Below are 23,988 nucleotides of genomic sequence, written 5' to 3'. Positions count from 1 at the left end.
AACAGTCAGCAAAAAAGCCTGCTATTAGCCCAATTTTGGCTAATAGTAGGCTTTTTATATATTATGGCTTAACATTGGCATCCTCAGTGAGATAAATCGGCTGCCTGAAGTCATCAGTTTGACGCAGGTAGGCATTATAGATGGCTGCTTTTAGCTGCTGCACATGGGATGCTTGCCATTTACGCCAATCGTCATCAGTTTGGAAACCAAAACTATACAGTTTCTGATTGGCATCGTAGGCGACCGCCTTTTCCATCAGTCCTTGAATGTCTGCAAATGAGGTAATCGTGTGCTTCTCGCCCAAGTACTGAATCGTAATTGGGGCTAAATGATCAGTCTTATCGATGCGTTTTTGGAACATGGCTTTTTTGAACGCTGCCCAATCTGGATACTCCTCTTTAAAGACGGCTTTGAGAACATGCTGGTCGGTAATTCGTGGGATGTGGCGACCATACCAGTCACTATAAACCGTTGAATGGTCAGCCAATGCCATATCACCTAGTGCCCATGACGTGTAAGGGATAAAGCCTTCTTCATAGCCTTTTTCAGCCAGAAGTTCAAAGGCAATCCGTCTGAGCATGATGTCACCAGGGGCACCCTTGTCGTTAGAGAGAGCGGCATAAACTGGAGAGAAGAGGTAGCTCTGATAGTAGCCGTTGCGGTCAAACTTGTCGTTTTCTGTATAGCGACGACGACTGATGATATTCTTATCGACCAAATCTTGCCAAGTCTTCAAAGCTTCAGTTTCGTCATCGGTTAGGCGACGGATAGCATTACCGGCATGAAAATCTTGACCGTACTCATCTTTTGGATAGTGGTTACTGATGACATTGAACCAGTCCTTGATTATATCGCGAGGTTGTTTGAGAACAGCCTCTGCCTCAGCATAGTCTAGGGTATAAAGCACATCAAAGACACCACTCATGTAGTCTTTCAAATCACTGGCCTGTTTGAAGCGGTCTGGTGAGACATTGACATAGCGTCTAGCGTGTTCATATTCCTTGAGTTTGCTAAAATCAAAGATGAGGTTATAGGTCAATGCATCCTCAGCATGGAGGAAGTAAGAGCCTGACTGTAAGAGCCCCAGCGCATAGTTTTCGGCTCCCATACCAGGTCGTCGGTCATAGCCACCTAGATAGGCTATACCGTCGTTATTATGGACAGCTTCGTGGGTAAAGACAGAAGCGCCATAATCATCCAGTAATTTATCATAAACAAAGGCAATCCGTGTGCCATCTGCAAAGGCGCCCTGACCAGCTCCATAAGGGAAGAACGCACGATTTCCGATAGGTCCAAAGAAATCCTTAATGGCTTGATTAGCTTCTGTACCGAACATCGGTAACCACTTCTGGTTATTGTTGACATAATAGCCATCCCATACAGGCATTGGCTTGATGATGCGGTCACGACTACGCGCTGGAGCCAAACGGTACCATGCATCAAAATGCCTTGCCTGACGTTCAGCTGTCAAGCGCACCCGTTCCTTGATGTGCTCAATTTGCTCGGCGCGTGACTGACTGCTGCTGGCGTCAATGTATCTGTCATACATGCCGTAGGAGATAGAGCCCATGGTGGTGATGATGTAGATTCCCTCCTTAGCGGTCAGCAGTGGCAGGATACCGTTTTGCTCACGGTCGCTAGATAGCAAATGGTAAACACGGACATCTTGGTCAGGTAGCTCTTTTGATTTTTCCTCAACGATATAGGCCTTGGTTGTTGCTTTGAACCAGCTGTTATCATCAGTAAAGTCGGTAAAGAGTTTTCGGTTCGTTGTTAAATAGCTAAGCAGGTCAGTTTTACCAGTATTTGGCGCGATTTTTTCAGCATAAGTTCGCACATGGTTAGCGGGATTGAGAAGCTCATATCCCTCTTTCCCTTCAGTCAAATTGACCAACCATTCCAAGGTGTGGACAGGTTTGCCAAAGAAATCCTGATGGAAGCTTATCAAGTCTTTCAAAGCTGTTGTTTGCTGGGTGCCAGCATTGGTTAGAGCAAGATCATACCAGCGGTTCAAATAAGCCAAACCTAACAAGATACGCTCCTTATTGCTCTGGATGTAGTCAATTAGATACTGGTCAAAGTTACCCCCTGTCGTGTTCATAACCCTGTCAGTTGCCAAAATCTGACGGATCTGGTTAGGGAGGTCAGATTTGATGGCGTTGAAACTATCCTCCAGATACAGCTTGTCCATGGCATCTGACAAACTACCGAATTTAGGGTCGATTGCCAGCGCACTAGACATGCTTGGTGATTTGTAATCTAAGTTCTCAAGACTTGGTAACACAGCTGCGATGATATTATCATAGTTGGATAGAAACTGATTAGGGGTATAAATTAAATTGGTTCCTGTGATTGTGTACTCGCTCACCACTGGATTGGCAAAATTTTCCTTGAAGGCTATTGGCAAATAGCTGATGCTATCATCTTCAAAGTGCAAGAGGAGACGGTTGAGCTCCGTGCGTACCCTGCTGACATCGGCAATGAGCTTGTCGCCGATCATTGGAGTGACAGACAAAAGCCTGTTGGTGTAGAGTTTATCTGTCTGGTCAATCTGATTGCCGACATCCACAATCGTTTCTTTATTGTAGAACGGTAGGAGTTTTTCCATATTAGCATAGGCAATCTCACGATTTTTGCTAGCACCAGGCAAAAGTGTGTAGTCTATTTGCCGTCTGTTAACATTAGTATCTAGCGGAGCATTTTTGCCGACATAGAAACTGAACTGTTCACGGTACTTGCCTGCCTCGATGGTTTCGACCAGTTGATCAAAAGTTGTTGTCACTTTGTAAACTGGTTGACCATTTAGCGTGGTCTCTTCGATATGTTGAATGGGTAGGAGGATATCTTTAAAACGCTTGGAACTCACACGAGCCATATATTCAGACGGGGCAAGCATCGGCTGCTCTTTAAAGCTATCGATGGTCAGTAGTTGCCCATTTTGATAGGTCTGTAAGGTGACGGTATCAACATCTTTAATCTCCAGCTTTTTGAGCGAGAAGGTGAGTTCACGCCGGTCAATCAATTCTGCCTGAGGTGTCTGGTCAGTGGTATAGACCATCACTGTGCGGAGTGAATAAGGGGTGTTGTAATTAGCTAATGAAATGACTTTTCCAGAGAGCTCCTCTTGTGAAACGAAGAACTCGCCGACCTGTTCGCTGTCATTATAAACGCGGATGACGGCCTTTTCAAAAGCCTTATCAGGGTCTGTTAGTTGATAGGCTATTGTAGCTGTCTTAGTCAAATTATCCTGAGAAAGACTCGCTACAGTGAGCGACGGTACTTGTTTTTTGGCTTGCAACAGACTGATGGCTTGAATAATGGTTTGAACAGAAACGTCAATTTGTTCTTGAGTTGATTGACTATCTTGAAGAATAGCTTGTGCTTGAATGAGTTTATCTTGAAGATTTTTCCAGCTTCTTGTGGTATAAGGTGATGATTCGAACTGCTGAGCTTCGGTCAGTGCGATGGCTAAGCGACTTTTATCAAGGGAACTTTCAGGGACACTAGGCTTGCTTTCTGAGTTTTCCTCAGTTTCTTCCTGCTTGTCACTAGGTTCAGTTGCTTCATCAGGTTTGTCCAGAGGTTTGTCTGTCTCTGGCTGATCTTGTTTGTCCTCGGAACTGTCAGAGCTGTCAGGTGTTTCGGAGTCTTGTTTGTTTTCCGTTGTCTCTTCGTTAGGCTTTTCAGAAGTGCTTGACTGTTTATCAGAATTGTCTTCAGTGTTTTCCTGCTTGTCACTAGATTCAGTTGCTTCATCAGGTTTGTCCAGAGGTTTGTCTGTCTCTGGCTGATCTTGTTTGTCCTCGGAACTGTCAGAGCTGTCAGGTGTTTCGGAGTCTTGTTTGTTTTCTGTTGTCTCTTCGTTAGGTTTTTCAGAAGTGCTTGACTGTTTATCAGAATTGTCTTCAGAGTTTTCCTGCTTGTCACTAGGCTCGGTTGCTTCATCAGTTTTGTACAGAGGTTTGTTTGTCTCTGGCTGATCTTGTTTGTCCTCGGAACTGTCAGAGTTGCCAGGTGTTTCGGAGTCTTGTTTATTTTCCGCTGTCTCTCTGTTAGGTTTTTCAGAAGTGTCCGTCTGTTTGTCTGTATTTTCTTCTGAGTTTTCCTGCTTATCATTATTAGGTTCAGTTGATTTATCAGGTTTGTCCAGAGGTTTGTTTGTCTCTGGCTGATCTTGTTCGTCCTCGGAACTGTCAGAGCTGTCAGGTGTTTCGGAGTCTTGTTTGTTTTCCGTTGTCTCTTCGTTAGGCTTTTCAGAAGTATTCGTTGGTTTGTCTGTATTTTCTTCTGAGTTTTCCTGCTTGTCACTAGATTCAGTTGCTTCATCAGGTTTGTCCAGAGGTTTGTTTGTCTCTGGCTGATCTTGTTTGTCCTCGGAACTGTCAGAGCTGTCAGGTGTTTCGGAGTCTTGTTTGTTTTCTGTTGTCTCTTCGTTAGGTTTTTCAGAAGTGCTTGACTGTTTATCAGAATTGTCTTCAGTGTTTTCCTGCTTGTTCCTAGGCTCGGTTGCTTCAACAGGTTTGTCCAGAGGTTTATTTGTCTCTGGCTGATCTTGTTTGTCCTCGGAACTGTCAGAGCTGTCAAGTGTTTCGGAATCTTGTTTGTTTTCCGTTGTCTCTTCGTTAGGCTTTTCAGAAGCGTCCCTCTGTTTGTTTGAATTGTCCTCAGTTTCTTCCTGCTTGTCACTAGATTCAGTTGCTTCATCAGGTTTGTCCAGAGGTTTATTTGTCTCTGGATTATCTTGCTTGTCCTCAGAAATGTTAGAGCTGTCAGGTGTTTCGGAGTCTTGTTTGTTTTCTGTTGTCTCTTCGTTAGGCTTTTCAGAAGTATTCATTGGTTTGTCTGTATTTTCTTCTGAGTTTTCCTGCTTGTTACTAGGCTCGGTTGCTTCATCAGGTTTGTCCAGAGGTTCGTTTGTCTCTGGTTTGTCATAATGATCAGCTGTTTCTTCACTTACTGGGTTGCTTGTATTTTGATTAGTTTCACCTGTATCTTTTTGAGGCTTTTCCGATGATGAGGGCGATTCAATCTCTAACGTTCTCTCATTTGTTATCTCAGCTTTATCCTCTGGCGAATAATCTTCGTGTTGGCTAGCTTGGTTGATTTTGCTAGCTGGGAAATAGTAGCTGAAGCCTTGACCATTGATAGTGCTCTCTGGCTGTGGTAGTTGCTCGCCTAAAGTAACGAGGTGTGTCTCCGTCAGAAATGCCTGTAGCCCAGCTTCGATGGCTTTGCTATTGGCAGTCGTGAGGACTGCCCCGCCCAAACCACTAATGATAATGAGTTTAGCCACCCGTTTTTTATCATGTTTGGTCAGTAGAAGCCCAACAGCAGTAACGCCTAACCCTGCCAATAGCCCGATGAGGTGACGTGCTTGCTCGCCAGTATTAGGGAGTCGAAGAAGTCCTTTATTTTCTTGATAAACGAGGATGTAGGTGGAGTCTGCTCGTGCGATTTCTTGGCTGAATTGCTTGCCGTCAATCAGTTGATCTTTTTCATGACTGCTGAGATCTGTGTAATTGACATAATGATAAGTGATGGTGACTTGTTCATCCAGAGTATCAGCCTGAGCCGTCACTGGTGAACAAGTTGGAGCGAATTTGGCTAAATGGTCAGGGAAACCCTGCCCAACGATAGCTGTAGTAGCAATACCGACAACGGTCGATGCAACAGCGATTTTTAATTTACGAATGGAAAACCTTAGTGTTTTGTTTGTCCAATTCATATTTACTTCCTTTCTTGATATAGATATTGTATGCGCTATCAGTATATCATAAAAAGGTTTATTTGTCTGCTAATAAACGGTAAAATAAACAAAAAAATTCAAAAACCCATGTTATCTAACAGACAACATGGGTGAGAGTTTCGGTTATCTTTGGGATAATAGGGTGACAGGTCGGAACTGAATACTATAGTTGAGCATCCTCGACCTTATTGAGGTAAGTTTCTACTGCTTTCAGGGTGTCTTCTAATGCCCCTTCTTCAAATGGTGAACGTAAATTGGCAGCGGCAACGATTTGCAGGAAGGTCTTGGTGCCACCCAGTTGACAGATGTGGAGGTAGTCTGCCCAGGCTGTTTCGTCCTTGTCCACTTGCGTGCGTTTCCAGAATTGTAGGGCGCAGACTTGAGCCAGTGTGTAGTCGATGTAGTAGAATGGACTAGAAAAGATATGTCCTTGGCGGAACCAGAAAATACCGCGGTCAAGCGCTTCTGATTCAGAGTAGTCCTTGCTTGGCAGGTATTCTTTTTCCAAACGTCGCCAAGTGGCTTTGCGCTCAGCAGGTGTCATGTGTGGTTTTTCATAGACGTCGTGCTGGAAGTGATCGACAAGAACCCCATACGGCAGGAAGAAGAGGGTACCAGACAGGTGGCTGAAGCGGTATTTATTGGCCTCTTCTTTGAAGAAATGTTCCATCCACGGCCAAGTGATAAATTCCATGGACATGGAGTGGATTTCAGCGGATTCATAGGTTGGCCAGAGGACTTCACCAGCAGAAATCCAACGAGAGTTATAGACTTGGAAAGCGTGTCCTGCTTCATGGGTCAAGACATCGATGTCACCGCTGGTGCCGTTGAAATTGGCAAAGATAAAGGGACTGCGGTAGTTTGGAATGTAGGTACAATATCCGCCAGTGTCCTTGCCGTCTTTTGCAACCAAGTCCAAGAGGTCGTTGTCCACCAAGTAGTCAAAGAACTCGCCTGTCTCTTTAGAGAGCTCACGGTACATGCTTTGTGCAGCGGCTACTAGTTCGTCAGGGGTGCCCTTTGGTGTAGCGTTGCCCGCTAAAAATTCTAGGCCGAGGTCGTAATGCTTGAGCTCGCTTAATCCAATCCGCTTGGCTTGGCGTTCACGGAGTTGGTTGACAATCGGAACAACCAGACGCTTGATTTCTTCACGGTAGGTCTTGACCATGTTTCGGTCGTAGTCAAAGCGGTTCATGAGCTTGTAGCCATATTCTACATAGTCCTTAAAGCCTAGAGTGGTCGCGATCTCATGGCGAACCTTGACCAACTTGTCATAGATGTCATCAAAGGCAGCCTCATGTTGCTCAAAGTAGGCAGTCACGGTGTCTACGGCTTCCTTACGAGTGGCACGATCTAGGTTTTCATAGAAAGGCACCATTTGAGAGATGTTGTAAGTACCGCCTTGGAAGTCCATCTGAGCGGTCGCCATCAGCTTGTTGTAGCGGTCAACCAGCTCATTTTCCTTTTGGAAAAGAGGGATAGCCGCTGAAGAAAAGGTAGCCAGCTTATTTTCTGCCATGAGGAAGAAGGTTTCAGGCAAGAGGTCGCTCAGCTCATCGCGGAAAGGGCTAGCTAGCGCAGCCTTGTAATAACCTGAAAAAATCTCGTCAAAGAGCGGTCCATGCTCGTTCCAGAAGTCGGTTTCTTGGTTGTAAAAGTCATCCTTGACATTGATGGAGTGGCGGATGGAGCAGAGGGTGCTCTGGGTGTCGATATTTGCTTGGATAGACTGGATAGCACGGATAGCAGCCTTGGTGTCCTCTAGGGTCTGAGCTGCACGAAGCTGGGCAGTTAGCTCTGCCATTTGCCCCTTAATTGCAGCGTAATCAGGACGCGTGTAAGTATAGTTGGTAAATGTCATAAAAAACTCCTTTTCTTTTATTGTACGGTATTTCAGAGCATTTGACAACTCTTAGCTAAAATGAGAACGAATGAAAAGACCTTATGTTAGGCTTGTTCCCTGTTTTATGCTATAATGTCGAAGCTTACCAATACTTAAGAGGAATGATACCATGATCTGGAATGATAAACAATTGCGTTTTTCGATTAGAAAGTTTAAGGTTGCAGTCGCGTCAACGGTTGTTGGCATCGCTATCTTTGGAGGATTAGCTGGTGTACAGACTGGTTATGTTGCTGCAAATGAGCAAACAACAGCACAAGTTCAGTCAGAGAAAACCGTAACCATTGATTATATTTATGTTAACTATGATGAGTTAACGCCTGAGCAACAAAACCTACTCAGACGTACAGATAAAGATTTTACAGAGGAAATCGCGACCAATGACCAGTCGTATGTCTTGGTTTATAAGAGGGATACTGGACTGCTGTCTCTGCCGAGCACTGGGGACACAGCGACGACCTTGCTGACACTTTTAGGCAGTTTAGGGATTGTTGGGGTGATTCTTGCCGTAAAACGCCAAAATAAGCACTTAGTCGCTCAGCTCATCGTTATTACTGGTTTAGCTGGGGCGGTGCTTTCTGTGACGGATACAGAGGCTTTACAAACTGCCTTGAAACACTTTCTGACAGAGCAATATGTGGTGACGTTTGGGGAGCATTTGCCTAGACCGAAACAGCTTTCCGAGCTTGTAGACCATCAGCGATTTGCTTATTACATTTTTCAAGAAGAATTAGAACCAGATAAAGCTCCAATTCAAAAAACTTCGCCGGTAGATAAAAAGGAAGAGGGCGAATCTTCTATTGAGCAAAGTCAAAAAGACGACCTGTCACAGGCTGAGGAGGCAACAGGTAAAGATTCTGAACAGTTAAGTCAGAATGAATCAACGACTTCTCCTGTAATTCCGACTCCAACGCCAATGCCACCAGCACCACCGACCAGTCCAGCCACTCCAGCTCCGCCAGTCGAGGGTGTCGAGGTGGTTGAGAGCCGTGTGGCAGTCGTGTCTACTGATGTTGATTATATCGACAGTGATGAACTGTATGTTGGCGAAACCCAGCTAATTAGTGAGGCGGTCTCAGGTGAGAAGCTTATTTCGACCAGCTACAAAACCCTAGATGGGCAGCGTACGGATGAAATTGTCGGCAGTCCAGTCGAGACCCTAGTCAGCGCACCTGTTAATGCCAAAGTCAAGCGAGGAACTAAACCTCGTGAGACAGTTCTTCCGACTCCAACGCCAATGTCACCAGCACCACCGACCAGTCCAGCCACTCCAGCTCCGCCAGTCGAGGGTGTCGAGGTTGTTGAGAGCTGTGTGGCAGTCGTGTCTACTGATGTTGACTATATCGACAGTGATGAACTGTATGTCGGCGAAACCCAGCTAATTAGCGAAGCGATTTCGGGCGAAAAGATTGTTTCGACCACCTATAAAACTCTAGATGGACAACGTACGGATGAGGTCGTCGGCACTCCAGTCGAGACCCTAGTCAGCGCACCTGTTAATGCCAAGGTTAAGCGAGGAACTAAACCTCGTGAGACAGTTCTTCCGACTCCAACGCCAATGCCACCAGCACCACCGACCAGTCCAGTCACTCCAGCTCTGCCAGTCGAGGGTGTCGAGGTTGTTGAGAGCCGTGTGGCAGTCGTGTCTACTGATGTTGACTACATCGACAGTGATGAACTGTATGTCGGCGAAACCCAGCTAATTAGCGAAGCGATTTCGGGCGAAAAGATTGTTTCGACCACCTATAAAACCCTAGATGGGCAGCGTACGGATGAGATTGTCGGCAGTCCGACTGAAGCAATCACGACTCAGCCGGTTAAGGCGGTTGTTAAACGAGGGACTAAGCCGATTACAGGTCAGGTGACCGAGGAGCGGACGGAGCCAATCGCTCACGGTGAGCGTACGGTTGAGGACCCTAATCGGTACACAGACTATCGTGCCGAGACAGATGGTGCTGACGGTATTCTGACCATTACCGAAACCTTTGCGACGGTGAGAGATAAAAAAGAGGGCTCGCCGCTCACTAGCAGCAGCCGTGTGACGACTGCGCCAGTTGACAAGGTCATCACCGTAGGGACTAAGCCAATCGAAGGTACGACAACAGTTGTGACAACAGCTCCAGTGACGACGACGGAGATTGACTATCAAGACAGCCCAGACCTCTACGAGGGCGAGACCCAAGATGTCAGCCCAGCTGTTGCAGGTGAGAAGACCATCACGACCGTTTACAAGACTGTTCGTGGAGTTCAGACATCGGAAGTCGTCGGTACCCCGACTGAGGTAATCACGACTCAGCCCGTTAGAGCAGTTGTCAAGCGAGGTATCAAGCCAATCGAAGGTACGACAACAGTTGTGACGACAGCTCCAGTGACGACGACGGAGATTGACTACCAAGACAGCCCAGACCTCTACGAGGGCGAGACCCAAGATGTCAGCCCAGCTGTTGCAGGTGAGAAGACCATCACGACCGTTTACAAAACTGTTCGTGGAGTTCAGACATCAGAAGTCGTCGGTACCCCGACTGAGGCAATCACAACTCAGCCGGTTAAAGCAGTTGTTAAACGTGGAACTAAGCCGATTGCAGGTCAGGTGACCGAGGAGCGTACGGAGCCAATCGCTCACGGTGAGCGCATGGTTGAGGACCCTGAACAGTATACAGACTATCGTGCCGAGGCAGACGGTGCTGATGGTGTTCTAACCATTACTGAAACCTTTGCGACGGTGAGAGGTCAAAAGGAGGGGGCACCGCTCACTAGCAGTAGCCGTGTGACCACTGTGCCAGTTGATAAGGTCATCACTGTAGGCACTAAACCAATCGAAGGTACGACAACAGTTGTGACGACAGCTCCAGTGACGACGATGGAGATTGACTATCAAGACAGCCCAGACCTCTATGAGGGCGAGACCCAAGATGTCAGCCCAGCTGTTGCAGGTGAGAAGACCATCACGACCGTTTACAAAACTGTTCGTGGGGTTCAGACATCGGAAGTCGTCGGTACCCCGACTGAGGCAATCACAACCCAACCCATTAGAGCAGTTGTCAAGCGAGGGACAAAAGTGAGAACAGAAGCTGAGCGTCAGAATCCGACGCCAGCAGCAGTAGTTCAAACAGTTTCTGTTGGTCAACGCCCGAATGCTGAGGCTAGTGTCGAGGCGACAGGTTTGACTAATGTGGCTAGCTATACTTGGCAGACAGAGCCGTCAACATCGACCGTTGGTCAGAATGTTCCAGGGATCGTTTTGGTGACTTATACTGATCAGTCGACAGACTTGGTTCCTGTCACCATCAATGTTATCCAAAACAAGACCAAGCCAAATCTAATTTTGGAAGAGTTGGTTGAGTTCGATGAGGACAAGAAAATAACCCTCAACTATGCGCTAGAAGACCCAACAAACAGTTATAAGGGAGCGACCATCTCGATTTATAATGGCGATACACTGGTCAGAGAATTTACCCTATCTACTATGGATGTGTTTGATGTGTCTGATTTGGATTGGAACATTACCTACACCCTCAAAGGCAAATTTAACTACGATTTGGAAGACGGTAACGGGGTTAAAACAGAGGACTTGAGTATTCGCCAGTTTGAGCTGGACTATAAGAAGGTTGAAATCAAACATGTTAATGAGGCGATTCTGTTTGAAAAACAGGCTGATAATAGTTACCGTCAGGTAAGAAAACTTAGCCAAATACCAGTTGAATTGACAAACTATTATGTCAAAGTGGTAGATAATCAGCAAAAGGATATTTACCTGTCCATTGCGGCAGTATCAGAGGGTACTGTTGGCAATAAGCCAGTCTTCATCTTTACTGCGACAGCGCCACAGTTGATTGAATATAGCGGTCGAGGAACTGACAATCAGCCACATTACCACTTTTATGTTGCCAAGCAAGAATCCTCAGCAGATGGCAAGTATACTAGCTTTAAGGAGTTAATTAGTGCTATGACCGCTAATCCAGCAGGCACCTTTGAGTTGGGAGATGACTTGTTGGTAGATGAGGTAACTTTGACGAGTGGTGCAACGAGCTATGTTCCTGGGGATTTCACTGGGAAATTATTCGGAGCCAATCATGCAATTACAGGTTTGAGAGCTCCACTCTTTAATAAACTGAAGGACGCCTTTGTGGTGCGTGACTTGGATTTGAAAGAGGTTGCTATCACAGGTAATCAGGTTAGAGTTGCAGCTTTGGCCAATACGACCGAAGGGAAAGTAGGTCAAAGTAGCATTATCAATGTTGCTGTTCAAGGTGAAATTACTGGTGATAGAAACGTTGGTGGTTTGGTCTATGAGGCACGTAATACCAACTTTGAGAACGTTTCCTTTGATGGCAGTGTCACAGCTAATCACGTGTTTCAAGGTAGCATCACAGGTGGAATCGTTGGTTATTTGAGGGAAGCTAGCAGCATCAATAAAGCTAAGGTAAAAGCGGTGATTACCGTCAATGCAGCTCAAAACCCAACATTTTACCATGTTGGAGCAATTGCGGGGGCGGCAGAATCAACAGCTAATATGCCGAATGGTCACATCAGATATGTAACGGCCAGTGGTTCCGTGGTAAACAAAGGTAACGCAACAGCTAATGTTGGTGGACTTATTGGTTCAACTAATGCTAATACGCGCTTACGTGATGCGGTCAGCCAAGTTCAAGTGATTAATGGTCGTGCAGTCATTTCTAAACCCGGAAATGCTACAACTGCAACAGATACCAGTGTAGTGGTAGTTGATGGAGCAACTGCAACGGTAGCTAGTCCAACTTCTACACCAACTATTTCAGTTGAGGAGGCGATGGCTAAGATTGAGGCCATGGGCATTACGGTGACTTTGGAAGATACAGTTAGACCGAGCCTCAATGCTTATGATGTTGACTACAGTCGTGTAGCAGGCTATCAGGAAGCTAATAGACTCAAGTACGAAAACACTGAAAAGCTCTTGCCATTTTATAACAAAGAATTTATCGTTAAACAGGGTAATAAACTGACTACTGGGAAGCTGGCGACCACTAAAATCATCGCTGTTGTACCAATGGTTGGAGAACAGGTTGTAGCTGATTATATCAGCAACAAAGCGGCAATCAATAAGCTCTTGGTGCACTATATCGATGGTAGTATCGAGTACTTAGATCTCAGCTACCAAGAAGATTTTCGAGATACAGCAATTGCTGAGTACAAACTTATGGGGAGTGACCTCCTTTATACACCGAATCAGATGTCTAGAGTTAATGATTCAGTCGCTCAACAGGTGCAATCAACGTTGGAAGAGTTGGACTACTACACCCCAAGTCTCCTAGCTAAACTCAATAAGGTTCCTGGATCTAGTACTGTGTATGGGGCCGACACCGTTGAAAATCTGATGGATAGGCTTTATCTGAAAGAATCCTTCAATGAAGTGAAGAGCCAACTGGGAACAATCTTACCAGCGATTTTGGCAACATCTAATATTGTCACAACTAACCAGCAGGAGTTAGCTAAATACCTCATCGATAATAAGGAAGAACTGATGATGGGCTTGGCTTATGTTAACCGATGGTATAACTTAGACTTTGGCGGCTTCAATGCTAAGAACTTAATTCTTTATCATCAAGACTTTTTTGGTCAGAAAGTGGATACCGCAGAATGGCTGATTGGCATTGCTAAGAAAGGTTATGAAAACCTGAGGCCGAACAATAACTTGATAACTTTTGCCAAAGATTTTGCGGGTCATACTGGTCAAGCTAGCCTGTTTGATTTTTTGACAACCATGCGTCAGAAGTTTACTACTTATAAAACGGATGATGAATGGTTTAAAGCGACGACGAAGGCCTATATTGTTGAAACCAAATCTAAGGAAAATCCCGACGCGGATGTATCGGTTTATAGTCGTATCACTAAGACCCCTGTGGAGCAAAACGGTCTTCTACCTCTCTTAACTGCTCAGGAAGGTATTTACCTCATGTCCAACATGACGACTCTAACTTATGGCATGTTTGATCGTTACTTCGATATGGGTCTAAAAGCCACAAATCCTCAAGTCTATGAGACTAAACTGGCTGAAACGAAGGCAAAAGTGGATAGAGCTTCAGAGCGTTTGGGAACTTATTTTGACACTTGGTATCGAATTAATCCGAATGGTAAAAGGGACGAATTGCTGCGTGTCTTGCCGATTTGGGATGCTTATAGCAACTCTAAGAAAGTTTATCTTAATCGCTGGGGCTCTGTTGATGTTAACCAAGCGGTTCAGGATTTCTTTGGTCCGATTTTACCAGACATACCAGTCAGGGTAGCACAGCGACGCGGCTGGCATGAATTTGATGATATCGGGTCAAGCGCGATTGCCTATGACGATTTTGCTAGCTATATGTTGGTAGCTAAGGCGTTGGAGGATTATGGTTTATCCATCACCACTCACGAAACCATTCACAATTTGGACGGTGCTTTCCATATGGGTGGCTATGGTACACGAACTGGTGCTCTGAAAGAGTTTTATCCTGAAGGGCTTCTGCAGGCGCCTGCGGAGCAGGGGGTAGGAACTAATTTCTTTACGTTTAACTCGATTTTTGACTACAGCGCGCAGGAGAACAGCATCTCTCGCTTCCAGAATAAGACTCCGGAACGTTTTGGATCGCAACAAGATCTTCAGGATTATTGGCACAACAGCTTTGACGTGCTTTACTTGATGGATTATGCAGAAGCGTCAGCTATTTTACCAAAATCAGTGGCCGATAAGAAGAAATTTTGGGCTAAAGTCGAGAACAACTATATTGCAGATGGGCCTGCTAGCCAAGCCTATGCGGTGAATAAATTCCGACCGTTGACAGACGCTGAAGCAGGCAGTCTTCAAACGTTGGAGGACTTGATTAAGCAAAATGTCATCACTCGCCGTGAGACCTATACGACTGAAACGGAGCTTGTGCTGGAGCGCAATGGTTACTACAAGGTTGGCATGTTCTCGCCAGTATTCTCCGCTCTGGCTAATGACAAGGGGCTATCTGGAGACTTTATGTTCCGCCGTTTGGCTTATGAACTTTTGGCAGCCAAGGGATACGATGGTGGTTTACTACCGTTTGCGAGTAATCAGTTGGCTGAACAAGCCAAGGCGACCGGTTCAGTGACTGCTAAAGGTGTCGGCTTACCGACAGATAAGATGGTTTTAGAAACGGTATTTGGGGGGCAATATGGAGATTGGAGTGCCTTCAAGTTGGCCATGTTCCAAGAGCGTATTGCCCAAAAAGAGCGTCTCAAACCAGTGACAATCACCTATTTGAGTAAACAAGAAAATATCACAACCTTTGATCGGTTGCAGACTCTAATGAATGAGGCTGTTGATTATGACTTGAGAAATAATTTTGCAGCCAATAATCGCAACTCGCGTGTTCGTCAGCTCAAAGGATTGATTTATAACGCCTACCTACGTCAGACGGATGACTTTAGAACATCAATCTACAACAACTAGGCGAATAGTTGAAAGGTTTGGAGAAGACATTCTTCAAATCTTTTATTTTTAGGCACTATTATGCTTTACAAACTAGATAAGACATGCTATACTAACAGTAGGCGCCTAATATGTAAAACATACTAGATGAGAAAGGAGTAAAGATGGCAGAAACACAGTTACTTAAGGGAGTGCTTGAAGGATGTGTGCTCGAGGTCATTGCTCAGGAGGAAATTTACGGCTATGAACTCATTCAACGCCTAAAACAGTACGGGTTTTCGACTATTATCGGCGGAACGATTTATCCATTGCTGCAAAAGCTAGAAAAAAGAGGCTTGATAGCAGGTGTGATGAGGGCTTCGCCAGATGGACCTGACCGTAAATATTTTCAGCTGACGGAGGACGGTCGGGTTTACCTGAGTGATTTTTGGCAGCAGTGGAAGGAATTAGTGGAAAAAGTTAGTCAAATTAACGGAGGAAAATATGATGAAAACACCTAATATCTATCACTATCAGCAATAGATCAATCAAATTCTCAAGGCATTGCGACCTGAAAACAGGGCTTATTTTGACCAGCTGGAACAGTACATGACTTCCACAGCTTTGACCCATGATGAGGAAAAGCTCTATGAACAGATTTATACCATGGCGAGGGATTTGCAGGAGGCGGAAAAAGATGGGCTTACTGCTGAGGCGTTCTTTGGCACTCATCCCAAAGACATGGCCGATGATTTGCTGGCTAATAGCCCTAAAAACTCTTTGAGACGTCTCTTGGAATTTACGGTTGTCTTTATGGCTGTCAATCTTTTCTTGACGTTTTTCAAAACAGGGCAACTGACAGTGGACATGGTAAAGGAACTCGTAACTGCTGGGCTTATGGTGGCAGGTCTAGCCTTTGTTTATCGCCAACTGAAGAAAAAGTTCTATAAAACTCCGTTCAATCCTCATAGGAAAACAGTTTGGTACGGTCTGGTGTTTGGGATGCTTCTCCCTCGTTTGACCGAGCATTTACCTGCTTCAGGTCTGCTCATAACCATTCCGAGTCCGCTGGACAGTGTTGTTTTACTGGGCATCATTGCTATCCTCGCCTACAAAGTCTGGCCGATGCCAAGGTATCGCATCCTTCTCTTGCCAGCCCTTGCGCTCTGGTTTAGCGGCCTCTTGGAACAATGGCAGAGCAGAGGAGTAGACGTCGGTATGTTGGGTAGCTATTGGTTCAAAAGTTTACTGGTTTTGGGTACGATTGCTTTGTCCTTATCTACAATGATAAGAAAACAACGACAAGAACGCGGACTCGATTAGACCGAGTTCCTATTTGAGAGATTAAGCCTTACCTTGCTAAGCAGGGTAAGGTTTGTGCTATAATGAAAAAGGAGGCTAAGCGCATGAAGATTAATGTGATACTTGGCTTGGTATTTTTGATGTTTGCCTTTATTCTAGGGATAGTCGTCAAACCATGGTATTTAGGCGTGCCTTTTTTACTAAGTGGTTTATATTATATGATAACATCTGTGACAACAGAAAAAGACAAGGAGGACAATCATGACATTTGAAGAGATTTTACCAGGACTGAAAAACAAGAAGAAATACGTTCGTACAGGCTGGGGTGGTGCTGAAAATTATGTCCAGCTCTTTGACACCATTGAGGTCAATGGGCAAAAGCTGGAAGCGACGCCTTATTTTCTGATTAATGTGACAGGTGAGGGTGAAGGGTTCTCCATGTGGAGCCCGACGCCCTGCGATGTCCTGGCGACAGATTGGGTAGAAGTTCATGACTAGAACAGTCCTCGTCACAGGCGTTTCCTCGGGCATCGGTCTGGCTCAAGCTCAGCTATTTTTAGAAAAGGGCTGGACAGTTTATGGGGTGGACTGTGCTCTTGCTCCTGATTTGCGGGGAGACTTTCATTTTTTGCGGCTGGATCTGGCAGGTGATGTGGCAGGAGTTGAGGATTTTTGTCCCCGTCCAGATGTGTTGTGCCTGACAGCGGGGGTCTTGGACGATTACAAGCCTCATCTGGAGACGACGGAGGCGGACATGGAGCGAATTTTTGCGACCAATGTTTTCAGCGTGACACGGCTGGTCAGTCTCTATCTGCCTCAGATGGTAGCGAGGCAGTCAGGGATCATCATCACCATGTGTTCCATCGCGAGCTTTCTAGCAGGGGGCGGTGGTTCTGCCTATACGGCTAGCAAGCACGCCCTTGCAGGCTTTACTAAACAGCTGGCTCTGGACTACGCTCGTGATGGGGTCCAGGTCTTTGGTATTGCCCCAGGAGCGGTACAGACAGCCATGACGCAAGCGGATTTTGAACCGGGAGGTCTGGCTAGCTGGGTCGCAGATCAGACCCCAATCGGTCGCTATACCCAACCTCTGGAAATCGCAGAGCTGACCCTCTTTCTAGCGTCAGGCAAGGCCGGCTCTTTGCAAGGGGAAATCATCAAGATAGATGGTGGATGGAGTTTGAAGTGATATGGTGGAAAGAATCCGATTATTTTTAGATAGACATCCCTGGATAAATTTTTTGTTGAATTTTGTGGTGACAATTGGTGTAGGGTCTCTATTCTATTTTCTAATTGCAACTGCAAATTCTTCGCTAAACCTTTTTCTATGGTTGGAAGCAGTGGTTGCGATTTTGTGGATTTGGTTCAATATGATTAGGCCTTCCAAAAAAGAACGAGAAAGAGAATGGGTAGTCTTATTTGACATTCTTCGTTGGCTTACTGGTCTAAACTTATTATTTTGGGCAGTGATTGGCATAAAAGTCAAAGGTAAGGTGCTTTCGCCTGCCTTATGGCAAATGCCCCGTGAGGAAGCTTTGCTAATTATCATTTTGGGTGTCGCTCTGTCTGTATGTTGGCAGCTACTTTATTATTTCGCCAAACGATACAGGTGGGAGGAGCCAACATCTCTTCAGTCGGATACGTCAGAGGCTTATCCGCAATCAGTTGCAGTGTCTGAATCATCCTCGAAGAAGAAAACGAAGAGAAAGAAAAAATGAAACTAGCCTTACTCGATACAGGCATGATTGTCTGAGATGCTTTACCTGTGTTACAAGTGATTGCTGAGATTGAGCTTGTAGCTATCCTGCCGATGGAAGGGAATGTGAAATGACCAAATATCTTGAAATTGGATTCGGCAACCGTTGGTTCATGAGGACAGAGTTTGAGGCAAGCGATGGTACAGAGTACGAGGTAAAAGGCTGGGTCAGACCCATAGCACCTCAGTCTACTTACCTTCGTTTTTGGATTGGCTCCCGTGTCTTTATTTGGGATAGTAAAGATGGGATAAAATGCGGTCTAAAGTCGCGTAACTCTCTAAAGTTCATCTTAGGTATTCGCTCCAAGGCCACTACCCAACCTTAAAGAAACCTTATCAGACTTTTTGATGGGTAGACTTTTTGTTTTGTTTTTGATAGATTAGTATTAGAAAAATGAAACAAAAAGGAGGCGCTGATGTCTGATAAAAAAAGTGTATATAGCTTAGCAACAGCTTATGTTGCTGTCATGTTATTGAGTTTTATCTACAATCTCCACATCAAAGGAATTTCCTATCAGGATAGTGGGTTTATTGTAGCTGAGATTCCGTTCTTGCTAGTATTGGTTGCTATGACGAGTTGGTATGTTTGGAAGCATCACGAAAGATTGACTTTGCCGAACGACATCTCTCCTCAGCGCCATTACTTTTTCATTGGTTTTTTACCGCTAGTGGTGACCTTGATTCTTGTGTGGCTGGGGCAATCTCAATTTAACGTCACTGTTTTATTGCCTCTTGTTGGAACGTTATTAGTTGGTTTCGGCGAGGAATTTCTCTTCAGAAGAGTGCTTTTGCCTTATTTTCTAAAACAGTTTCCAACTCGAAAAGCTATTATTTATTCGGCACTAGCATTTGGTGCCTTCCATGGCATCAACATTTTTGCCGGTAGCGATGTTAAGGCAGTCGTTGCCCAAGTCATCATGACGACTGTACTTGGATTTTACTATGCCCACCTCTACTTGTTTACGCAAAAAATTGCTTGGTGTGCAGTGGATCATGGGCTATGGGACTATATTGTTTTTAACAAAACAGCAGCTTCAACGCCCCTGTTCATGTGGCTGTTGATTGCACAATTGCTACTTCGCATCGTGCTGACCATCATCATGGCACGACGAGTGGCAAAAATCACTAAATGATAACAAATTAAAGAGGAGAAATGATGAAACTAGGATTACTCGGCACAGGCATGATTGTTAAGGAGGTCTTGCCTGTTTTAACGACGATTGAGGGCATTGAGCTTGGGGGGATTTTGTCCACGCCACGCAGTTTGGCGACTGCTCAGGAGCTGGCTGGCCAGTATGGAATACCGCTTGCGACCAGTGACTACGAAGACATTTTGACCAGCTCTGCCATTAACACCATCTACATCGGCACGCCCAATCACACCCACTACGACTATGCCCGTCAGGCGCTCCTAGCTGGGAAGCACGTCATCTGCGAGAAGCCTTTTACCCTGCGCGCGTATGAGTTGGAGGATTTGGTAGCCATAGCTGAGCAGCGCCAGCTCTTTCTGCTAGAAGCCATTACCAACCAGTATCTGGGGAATTTCCAGTACATGAAAGACCAGCTCGCCCAGCTGGGGGACATCAAAATCGTGACCTGCAACTACTCCCAGTATAGCTCTCGCTACGATGCCTTTAAGCGAGGGGAAATTGCCCCAGCTTTCAACCCAGAGATGGGTGGCGGGGCTCTTCGTGACCTCAATATCTACAACATTCATCTGGTCGTGGGGCTTTTTGGCAAGCCTCTGTCAGCCACCTATCTGCCAAATATGGAGTGGGGTGTGGACACGTCAGGTATTTTGACCATGGATTACGGGCAGTTCAAGGCAGTCTGTATCGGGTCAAAAGACAGCTCAGCGGTCATCAGCTCCACTATCCAAGGCGACAAGGGGTCGTTGACGGTTAATGGGGCAACCAACGCCATGCCATCAGTTACCCTAACCCTCAATGGGCAGGATAGCCAGACCAGTGACCAAAACAGCCCTCATCATCGCATGTATGCTGAGTTTGTCGCTTTTGAAAAGATGATGCGTACAGGCGATTATGCCACAGCTAAAAAGCAGTTGAACCACAGTCGAACAGTGATGGCAGTTTTGGAGATGGCGACGAGTACGAACGGTTAGTCATTCTTTACCTCTTTTTGCTTGACCTTTCAATCACAAAGGCGTAAGATAAAGCCATCAATTAATGAAAGAGGTGTTTATCATGGTAGATACACAAGTGATTCGAGACGCTTTGCGCCTCTTGGAAGACCTACAAAGTCAGTTTGAGACAACGGCACCAAACTCTTACGATGACCGCCGCATGCGCGAATTGCTGGATGAGGTGCTAGCTGCTGTCCGCAAAAGCAAAACAGCAGATAATAAGGTTCTGATTGCTCTTGAGTGTTTTCATAAGAGCTTTTCGGTTTCAGTTGGACTGGGGGCGGCAGAGCTGACTCAACCAGCTAAGAAAGCTTGGCGAGCCTACGATGCCTTTCACATGGATCAGGTACAAGGCAACCTCCATCTTTATAGTGTAGGAATTGGTATTTAGCTTAACAGTTTCACTATTTTATGGTATAATGCAAGAGGCTGGGGCAAAAGCTCTAGTTTCTGCATTTTTTTATTATAACGAACTAAACAAAACGCAGTGGTTGGGAGTAACTCTCACTGGCTTTGCCAGTTTTAGAGTTGCCCCTGCACAGTTCATTAGGCGCTTTAGCGCCAATGAACCACTGCTAGCGGGCTCTAATACGCTGATTTTATCAGTTTTTACAGCCCTAACGAATGAGGGAAATGTCTTTCCCAAATTTCCAACCTCAAACAGTCACTTTCCTGACCGTTTGAGCTATGCGGAGGTGGGACGACGAAATTGAATTCTTGCGAATGACCGATTTCTGTTTCACTCTCTAATTTTATACAGAATTGAGAAACATACATGTCAAATTACGCTATTATCCTCGCAGCGGGTAAAGGAACCCGCATGAAGTCTGATTTGCCCAAGGTCTTGCACAAGGTGGCAGGGATTTCCATGTTGGAGCATGTTTTTCGTGCGGTATCAGCCATCCAGCCTGCAAAGATTCAGACCATTGTTGGTCACAAGGCAGAGCTAGTCGAAGCAGTCTTGGCTGGGCAGTCTGACTTTGCCCTGCAAAGCGAGCAGTTAGGGACGGGGCATGCGGTCATGATGGCAGATCCTGCCTTGGCAGGACTGGAAGGGCATACCTTGGTCATTGCAGGAGATACCCCCTTGATTACAGGAGAGAGCCTACAAAACCTGATCAATTTCCACATCAGCCACAAAAACGTGGCAACGATTTTGACTGCTCAAGCGGACAATCCTTTTGGCTACGGACGGATTATCCGCAATACCGACGGCGAAGTCCTCAAGATTGTCGAGCAAAAAGACGCCAACGACTTTGAGAAACAAATCAAGGAAATCAACACAGGCACCTATCTCTTTGACAATAAGCGCCTCTTTGAAGCCCTGAAGGAGCTTACCACAGATAATGCTCAAGGCGAGTACTACCTGACCGATGTGATTTCTATCTTCCGTCAGGCAGGTGAGAAGGTCGGCGCTTACGTCTTGCGGGACTTTGATGAGAGCCTAGGGGTCAATGACCGTATTGCTCTGGCGACAGCGGAACAAGTCATGCGCAAACGCATCAACGCCTCCCACATGGTGAATGGCGTAACCTTCACCCACCCTGATGCGACCTATATTGATATTGATGTCACGATTGGAGCAGAAGCGGTCATCGAGGCCAATGTCGTCCTCAAGGGACAGACCACCATCGGTGAGCGGACAGTGTTGACCAATGGCACGCGGGTGGTGGACAGCCAGATTGGGTCTGATGTGGTGATTAGCAATTCTGACATCGAGCAGGCGGTCATCGCAGATCATGTCACCGTTGGACCTTATGCCCACATTCGCCCAGATTCTAGTCTTGCGACAGGCGTTCACATCGGCAACTTCGTCGAGGTCAAGGGGTCGTCTATCGGAGAAAATAGCAAAGCAGGCCACCTGACCTATATCGGCAATGCAGAGGTTGGGTCGGATGTCAATTTCGGTGCAGGCACCATCACGGTCAACTACGATGGCAAGCATAAATTTAAGACAGTAATTGGCAACAACGTCTTTATCGGCAGCAATTCGACCTTGATTGCTCCCTTGACGATTGCAGACAATGCCCTGACAGCGGCTGGATCCACCATTACCAAGGATGTGGGCACAGACACGGTTGCCATCGGACGAGCTCGTCAGGAAAATAAAGATGGCTACGCCAAACGCCTCCCGCATCACCCAACCAGCAAGTAAGCTCTGCCATTTCTCAACCAAAAGGAGACAGCATGGAATTTGAAGAAAAAACCCTCCATCGGGAGACCATTTTTGAAGGTCATATCTTTACCGTAGCGGTTGATGATGTCGAGCTGCCAAACGGGCTGGGTCAGGCCAAGCGGGAGCTGATTTTCCATAAGGGCGCAGTCTGTGTGCTTGCGGTGACGCCAGAGGAGAAAATCATCCTCGTCAAGCAGTACCGCAAGGCGATAGAGAGCATTAGCTACGAAATCCCAGCAGGCAAGCTGGAAGTCGGTGAGGCGGGTAGCGAAGCAGCGGCAGCCCTGCGTGAACTGGAAGAAGAGACAGGCTATATAGGTCAGCTGGACTATCTCTATGCCTTTTACTCAGCGATCGGCTTTTGCAATGAAAAGCTGACCCTGTATCTGGCGACGGATTTAGTCAAGGTAGACAATCCCCGTCCAAAAGATGCGGACGAGACCATTGAGCTCTTGGAGTTGACCTATGATGAGTGCATGGAGATGGTGCGCTCTGGTCAGATTGTCGATGCCAAGACCATCATTGCTCTTCAGCATTATGCCTTAACACGGGGAGGTCGTCATGGGTAAGCCACTGTTGACCGATGACATGATTGCAGAGGCGCAAAAAGAAGCGAACTGGGACAAGCACACAGAGGTATCAGCCGATCGGGCAACTGGTCAGATTTACAAAAGTCGGCGGATTGAAAACACCAAGCGAGGACTTGTTCGTGCCAAACTCAATCGCCTGCTTGTGGTTGTGATTTTGCTGATACTCGCACTAATTTACGCCATGTTCAAATTATAGGAGAAAATATGACCATTGGAATTATTGCAGCCATGCCACAAGAGCTGGCTGAGTTGTTGTTGCATCTGGATAATCGCTCAGACGAGACGGTTCTTGGACGCACCTACCACACAGGTCGCCTCTCTGGTCAATCTGTCGTTCTGGTGCAATCTGGCGTTGGCAAAGTCATGTCAGCCATGTCAGTCGCTGTTTTGGCGGATCATTTTGGGGTGACTGCCGTCATCAATACTGGCTCAGCCGGTGCCGTTGCCCAAGGTCTTGCGGTCGGTGACGTGGTGTTGGCTGACCAGCTGGTCTACCACGATGTCGATTTGACCGCCTTCGGTTATGCCTACGGTCAGATGTCTGGGCAACCCCTTTATTTCGACACGGACGAGCGTTTACGTTTGGCTTTTTCAGAGGCCATAGCAGAGCAGGATTTGGCGAGCAGGGTTGGTTTGATTGCGACAGGAGATAGTTTTATTGCTAGCTCAGCCATCATCCAAGAGATTAAAGCACATTTTCCGCAGGTTTTGGCAGTGGAGATGGAAGGGGCTGCTATCGCCCAGGCAGCTCATAGCCTTGATTTACCAGTGCTTGTGGTGCGTGCCATGAGTGATACAGCAGACCATGAGGCCAATATCAGTTTTGATACCTTTATCATCGAGGCGGGAAAACGTTCTGCCCAGATGGTTTTAGCAGGTCTGGCTAAACTCTAATATTAAAAATTCATGACAAGGGCTTTTTTTCCGAAAGACTGACACAAAATGATGACATTTTGTGTTTTTTTGTGGTATAATAAGCTAGAAT

The 23,988-nt window shown here is 46.2% G+C and carries 17 protein-coding genes; 15 read left to right on the top strand and 2 right to left on the bottom strand.

Annotated features, from left to right (window positions below):
- Positions 1-61: 61 nt before the first annotated feature.
- Both A3GW_RS11175 and A3GW_RS0101050 read right to left on the bottom strand, forming a co-directional pair.
- Complete coding sequence (locus A3GW_RS11175) at positions 62-5,725, bottom strand: ZmpA/ZmpB/ZmpC family metallo-endopeptidase (protein ID WP_018367465.1); 5,664 nt, start codon at positions 5,723-5,725, stop codon at positions 62-64.
- A 184-nt stretch (positions 5,726-5,909) separates the two neighbouring features.
- The gene (locus A3GW_RS0101050; protein WP_018367464.1) at positions 5,910-7,607 is read right to left on the bottom strand and encodes a M3 family oligoendopeptidase; all 1,698 of its coding nucleotides are present in this window, start codon (positions 7,605-7,607) and stop codon (positions 5,910-5,912) included.
- Between the two features lie 151 nt (positions 7,608-7,758).
- On the opposite strand from A3GW_RS0101050, the gene A3GW_RS0101045 reads away from it, so the two are divergent.
- The 15 genes from A3GW_RS0101045 (at position 7,759) to A3GW_RS0100970 (ending at position 23,897) form a co-directional block, all read left to right on the top strand.
- Positions 7,759-15,078, top strand: coding sequence for a ZmpA/ZmpB/ZmpC family metallo-endopeptidase (locus A3GW_RS0101045; RefSeq protein WP_018367463.1), 7,320 nt, complete (start codon positions 7,759-7,761; stop codon positions 15,076-15,078).
- Between the two features lie 143 nt (positions 15,079-15,221).
- Entirely contained in the window at positions 15,222-15,557 is a 336-nt protein-coding gene (locus A3GW_RS0101040; protein ID WP_018367462.1) for a PadR family transcriptional regulator, read from the top strand.
- 88 nt (positions 15,558-15,645) lie between these two features.
- Positions 15,646-16,359 (top strand): DUF1129 domain-containing protein, encoded by a 714-nt coding sequence (locus tag A3GW_RS11170; RefSeq protein ID WP_018367461.1) that lies wholly within the window; start codon positions 15,646-15,648, stop codon positions 16,357-16,359.
- An 83-nt stretch (positions 16,360-16,442) separates the two neighbouring features.
- Positions 16,443-16,610: a hypothetical protein gene (locus tag A3GW_RS11755; RefSeq protein WP_018367460.1), complete on the top strand. Its 168-nt coding sequence runs from the start codon at positions 16,443-16,445 to the stop codon at positions 16,608-16,610.
- Positions 16,600-16,836 carry a DUF2829 domain-containing protein gene (locus A3GW_RS0101025; protein WP_018367459.1) on the top strand — a complete coding sequence of 79 codons (237 nt, stop codon included), beginning with the start codon at positions 16,600-16,602 and terminating at the stop codon, positions 16,834-16,836. Before A3GW_RS11755 ends, A3GW_RS0101025 begins: the two co-directional genes overlap by 11 nt.
- Positions 16,829-17,527 carry a 3-oxoacyl-ACP reductase gene (locus A3GW_RS0101020; protein WP_018367458.1) on the top strand — a complete coding sequence of 233 codons (699 nt, stop codon included), beginning with the start codon at positions 16,829-16,831 and terminating at the stop codon, positions 17,525-17,527. Before A3GW_RS0101025 ends, A3GW_RS0101020 begins: the two co-directional genes overlap by 8 nt.
- Before the next feature lies 1 nt (position 17,528).
- Positions 17,529-18,056 carry a hypothetical protein gene (locus A3GW_RS0101015; protein WP_018367457.1) on the top strand — a complete coding sequence of 176 codons (528 nt, stop codon included), beginning with the start codon at positions 17,529-17,531 and terminating at the stop codon, positions 18,054-18,056.
- 109 nt (positions 18,057-18,165) lie between these two features.
- Complete coding sequence (locus A3GW_RS0101010) at positions 18,166-18,420, top strand: DUF3977 family protein (protein WP_018367456.1); 255 nt, start codon at positions 18,166-18,168, stop codon at positions 18,418-18,420.
- A gap of 90 nt (positions 18,421-18,510) precedes the next feature.
- Positions 18,511-19,227 carry a CPBP family intramembrane glutamic endopeptidase gene (locus A3GW_RS0101005; RefSeq protein ID WP_018367455.1) on the top strand — a complete coding sequence of 239 codons (717 nt, stop codon included), beginning with the start codon at positions 18,511-18,513 and terminating at the stop codon, positions 19,225-19,227.
- Between the two features lie 23 nt (positions 19,228-19,250).
- On the top strand, positions 19,251-20,216 hold the full coding sequence (locus A3GW_RS0101000; RefSeq protein WP_018367454.1) for a Gfo/Idh/MocA family protein: 966 nt from the start codon (positions 19,251-19,253) through the stop codon (positions 20,214-20,216).
- An 82-nt stretch (positions 20,217-20,298) separates the two neighbouring features.
- A complete protein-coding gene (locus A3GW_RS0100995; RefSeq protein WP_018367453.1) occupies positions 20,299-20,628 on the top strand; it encodes a hypothetical protein in 330 nt (109 codons plus the stop codon).
- 384 nt (positions 20,629-21,012) lie between these two features.
- Entirely contained in the window at positions 21,013-22,392 is a 1,380-nt protein-coding gene (gene glmU, locus A3GW_RS0100985) for a bifunctional UDP-N-acetylglucosamine diphosphorylase/glucosamine-1-phosphate N-acetyltransferase GlmU (RefSeq protein ID WP_026216527.1), read from the top strand.
- A 32-nt stretch (positions 22,393-22,424) separates the two neighbouring features.
- Positions 22,425-22,982, top strand: coding sequence for an NUDIX hydrolase (locus A3GW_RS0100980; RefSeq protein ID WP_018367450.1), 558 nt, complete (start codon positions 22,425-22,427; stop codon positions 22,980-22,982).
- Complete coding sequence (gene macP, locus A3GW_RS0100975) at positions 22,975-23,199, top strand: cell wall synthase accessory phosphoprotein MacP (RefSeq protein ID WP_018367449.1); 225 nt, start codon at positions 22,975-22,977, stop codon at positions 23,197-23,199. The genes A3GW_RS0100980 and macP overlap by 8 nt, the downstream gene beginning before the upstream one ends.
- An 8-nt stretch (positions 23,200-23,207) precedes the next feature.
- Complete coding sequence (locus A3GW_RS0100970; RefSeq protein WP_018367448.1) at positions 23,208-23,897, top strand: 5'-methylthioadenosine/adenosylhomocysteine nucleosidase; 690 nt, start codon at positions 23,208-23,210, stop codon at positions 23,895-23,897.
- The last annotated feature ends 91 nt before the right edge of the window (positions 23,898-23,988 follow it).

It is taken from the genome of Streptococcus entericus DSM 14446 (assembly GCF_000380025.1).
Lineage (GTDB): Bacteria > Bacillota > Bacilli > Lactobacillales > Streptococcaceae > Streptococcus > Streptococcus entericus.
Note: the sequence above shows the minus strand (reverse complement) of the source record. Positions and strands in the feature narration are given on the sequence as shown.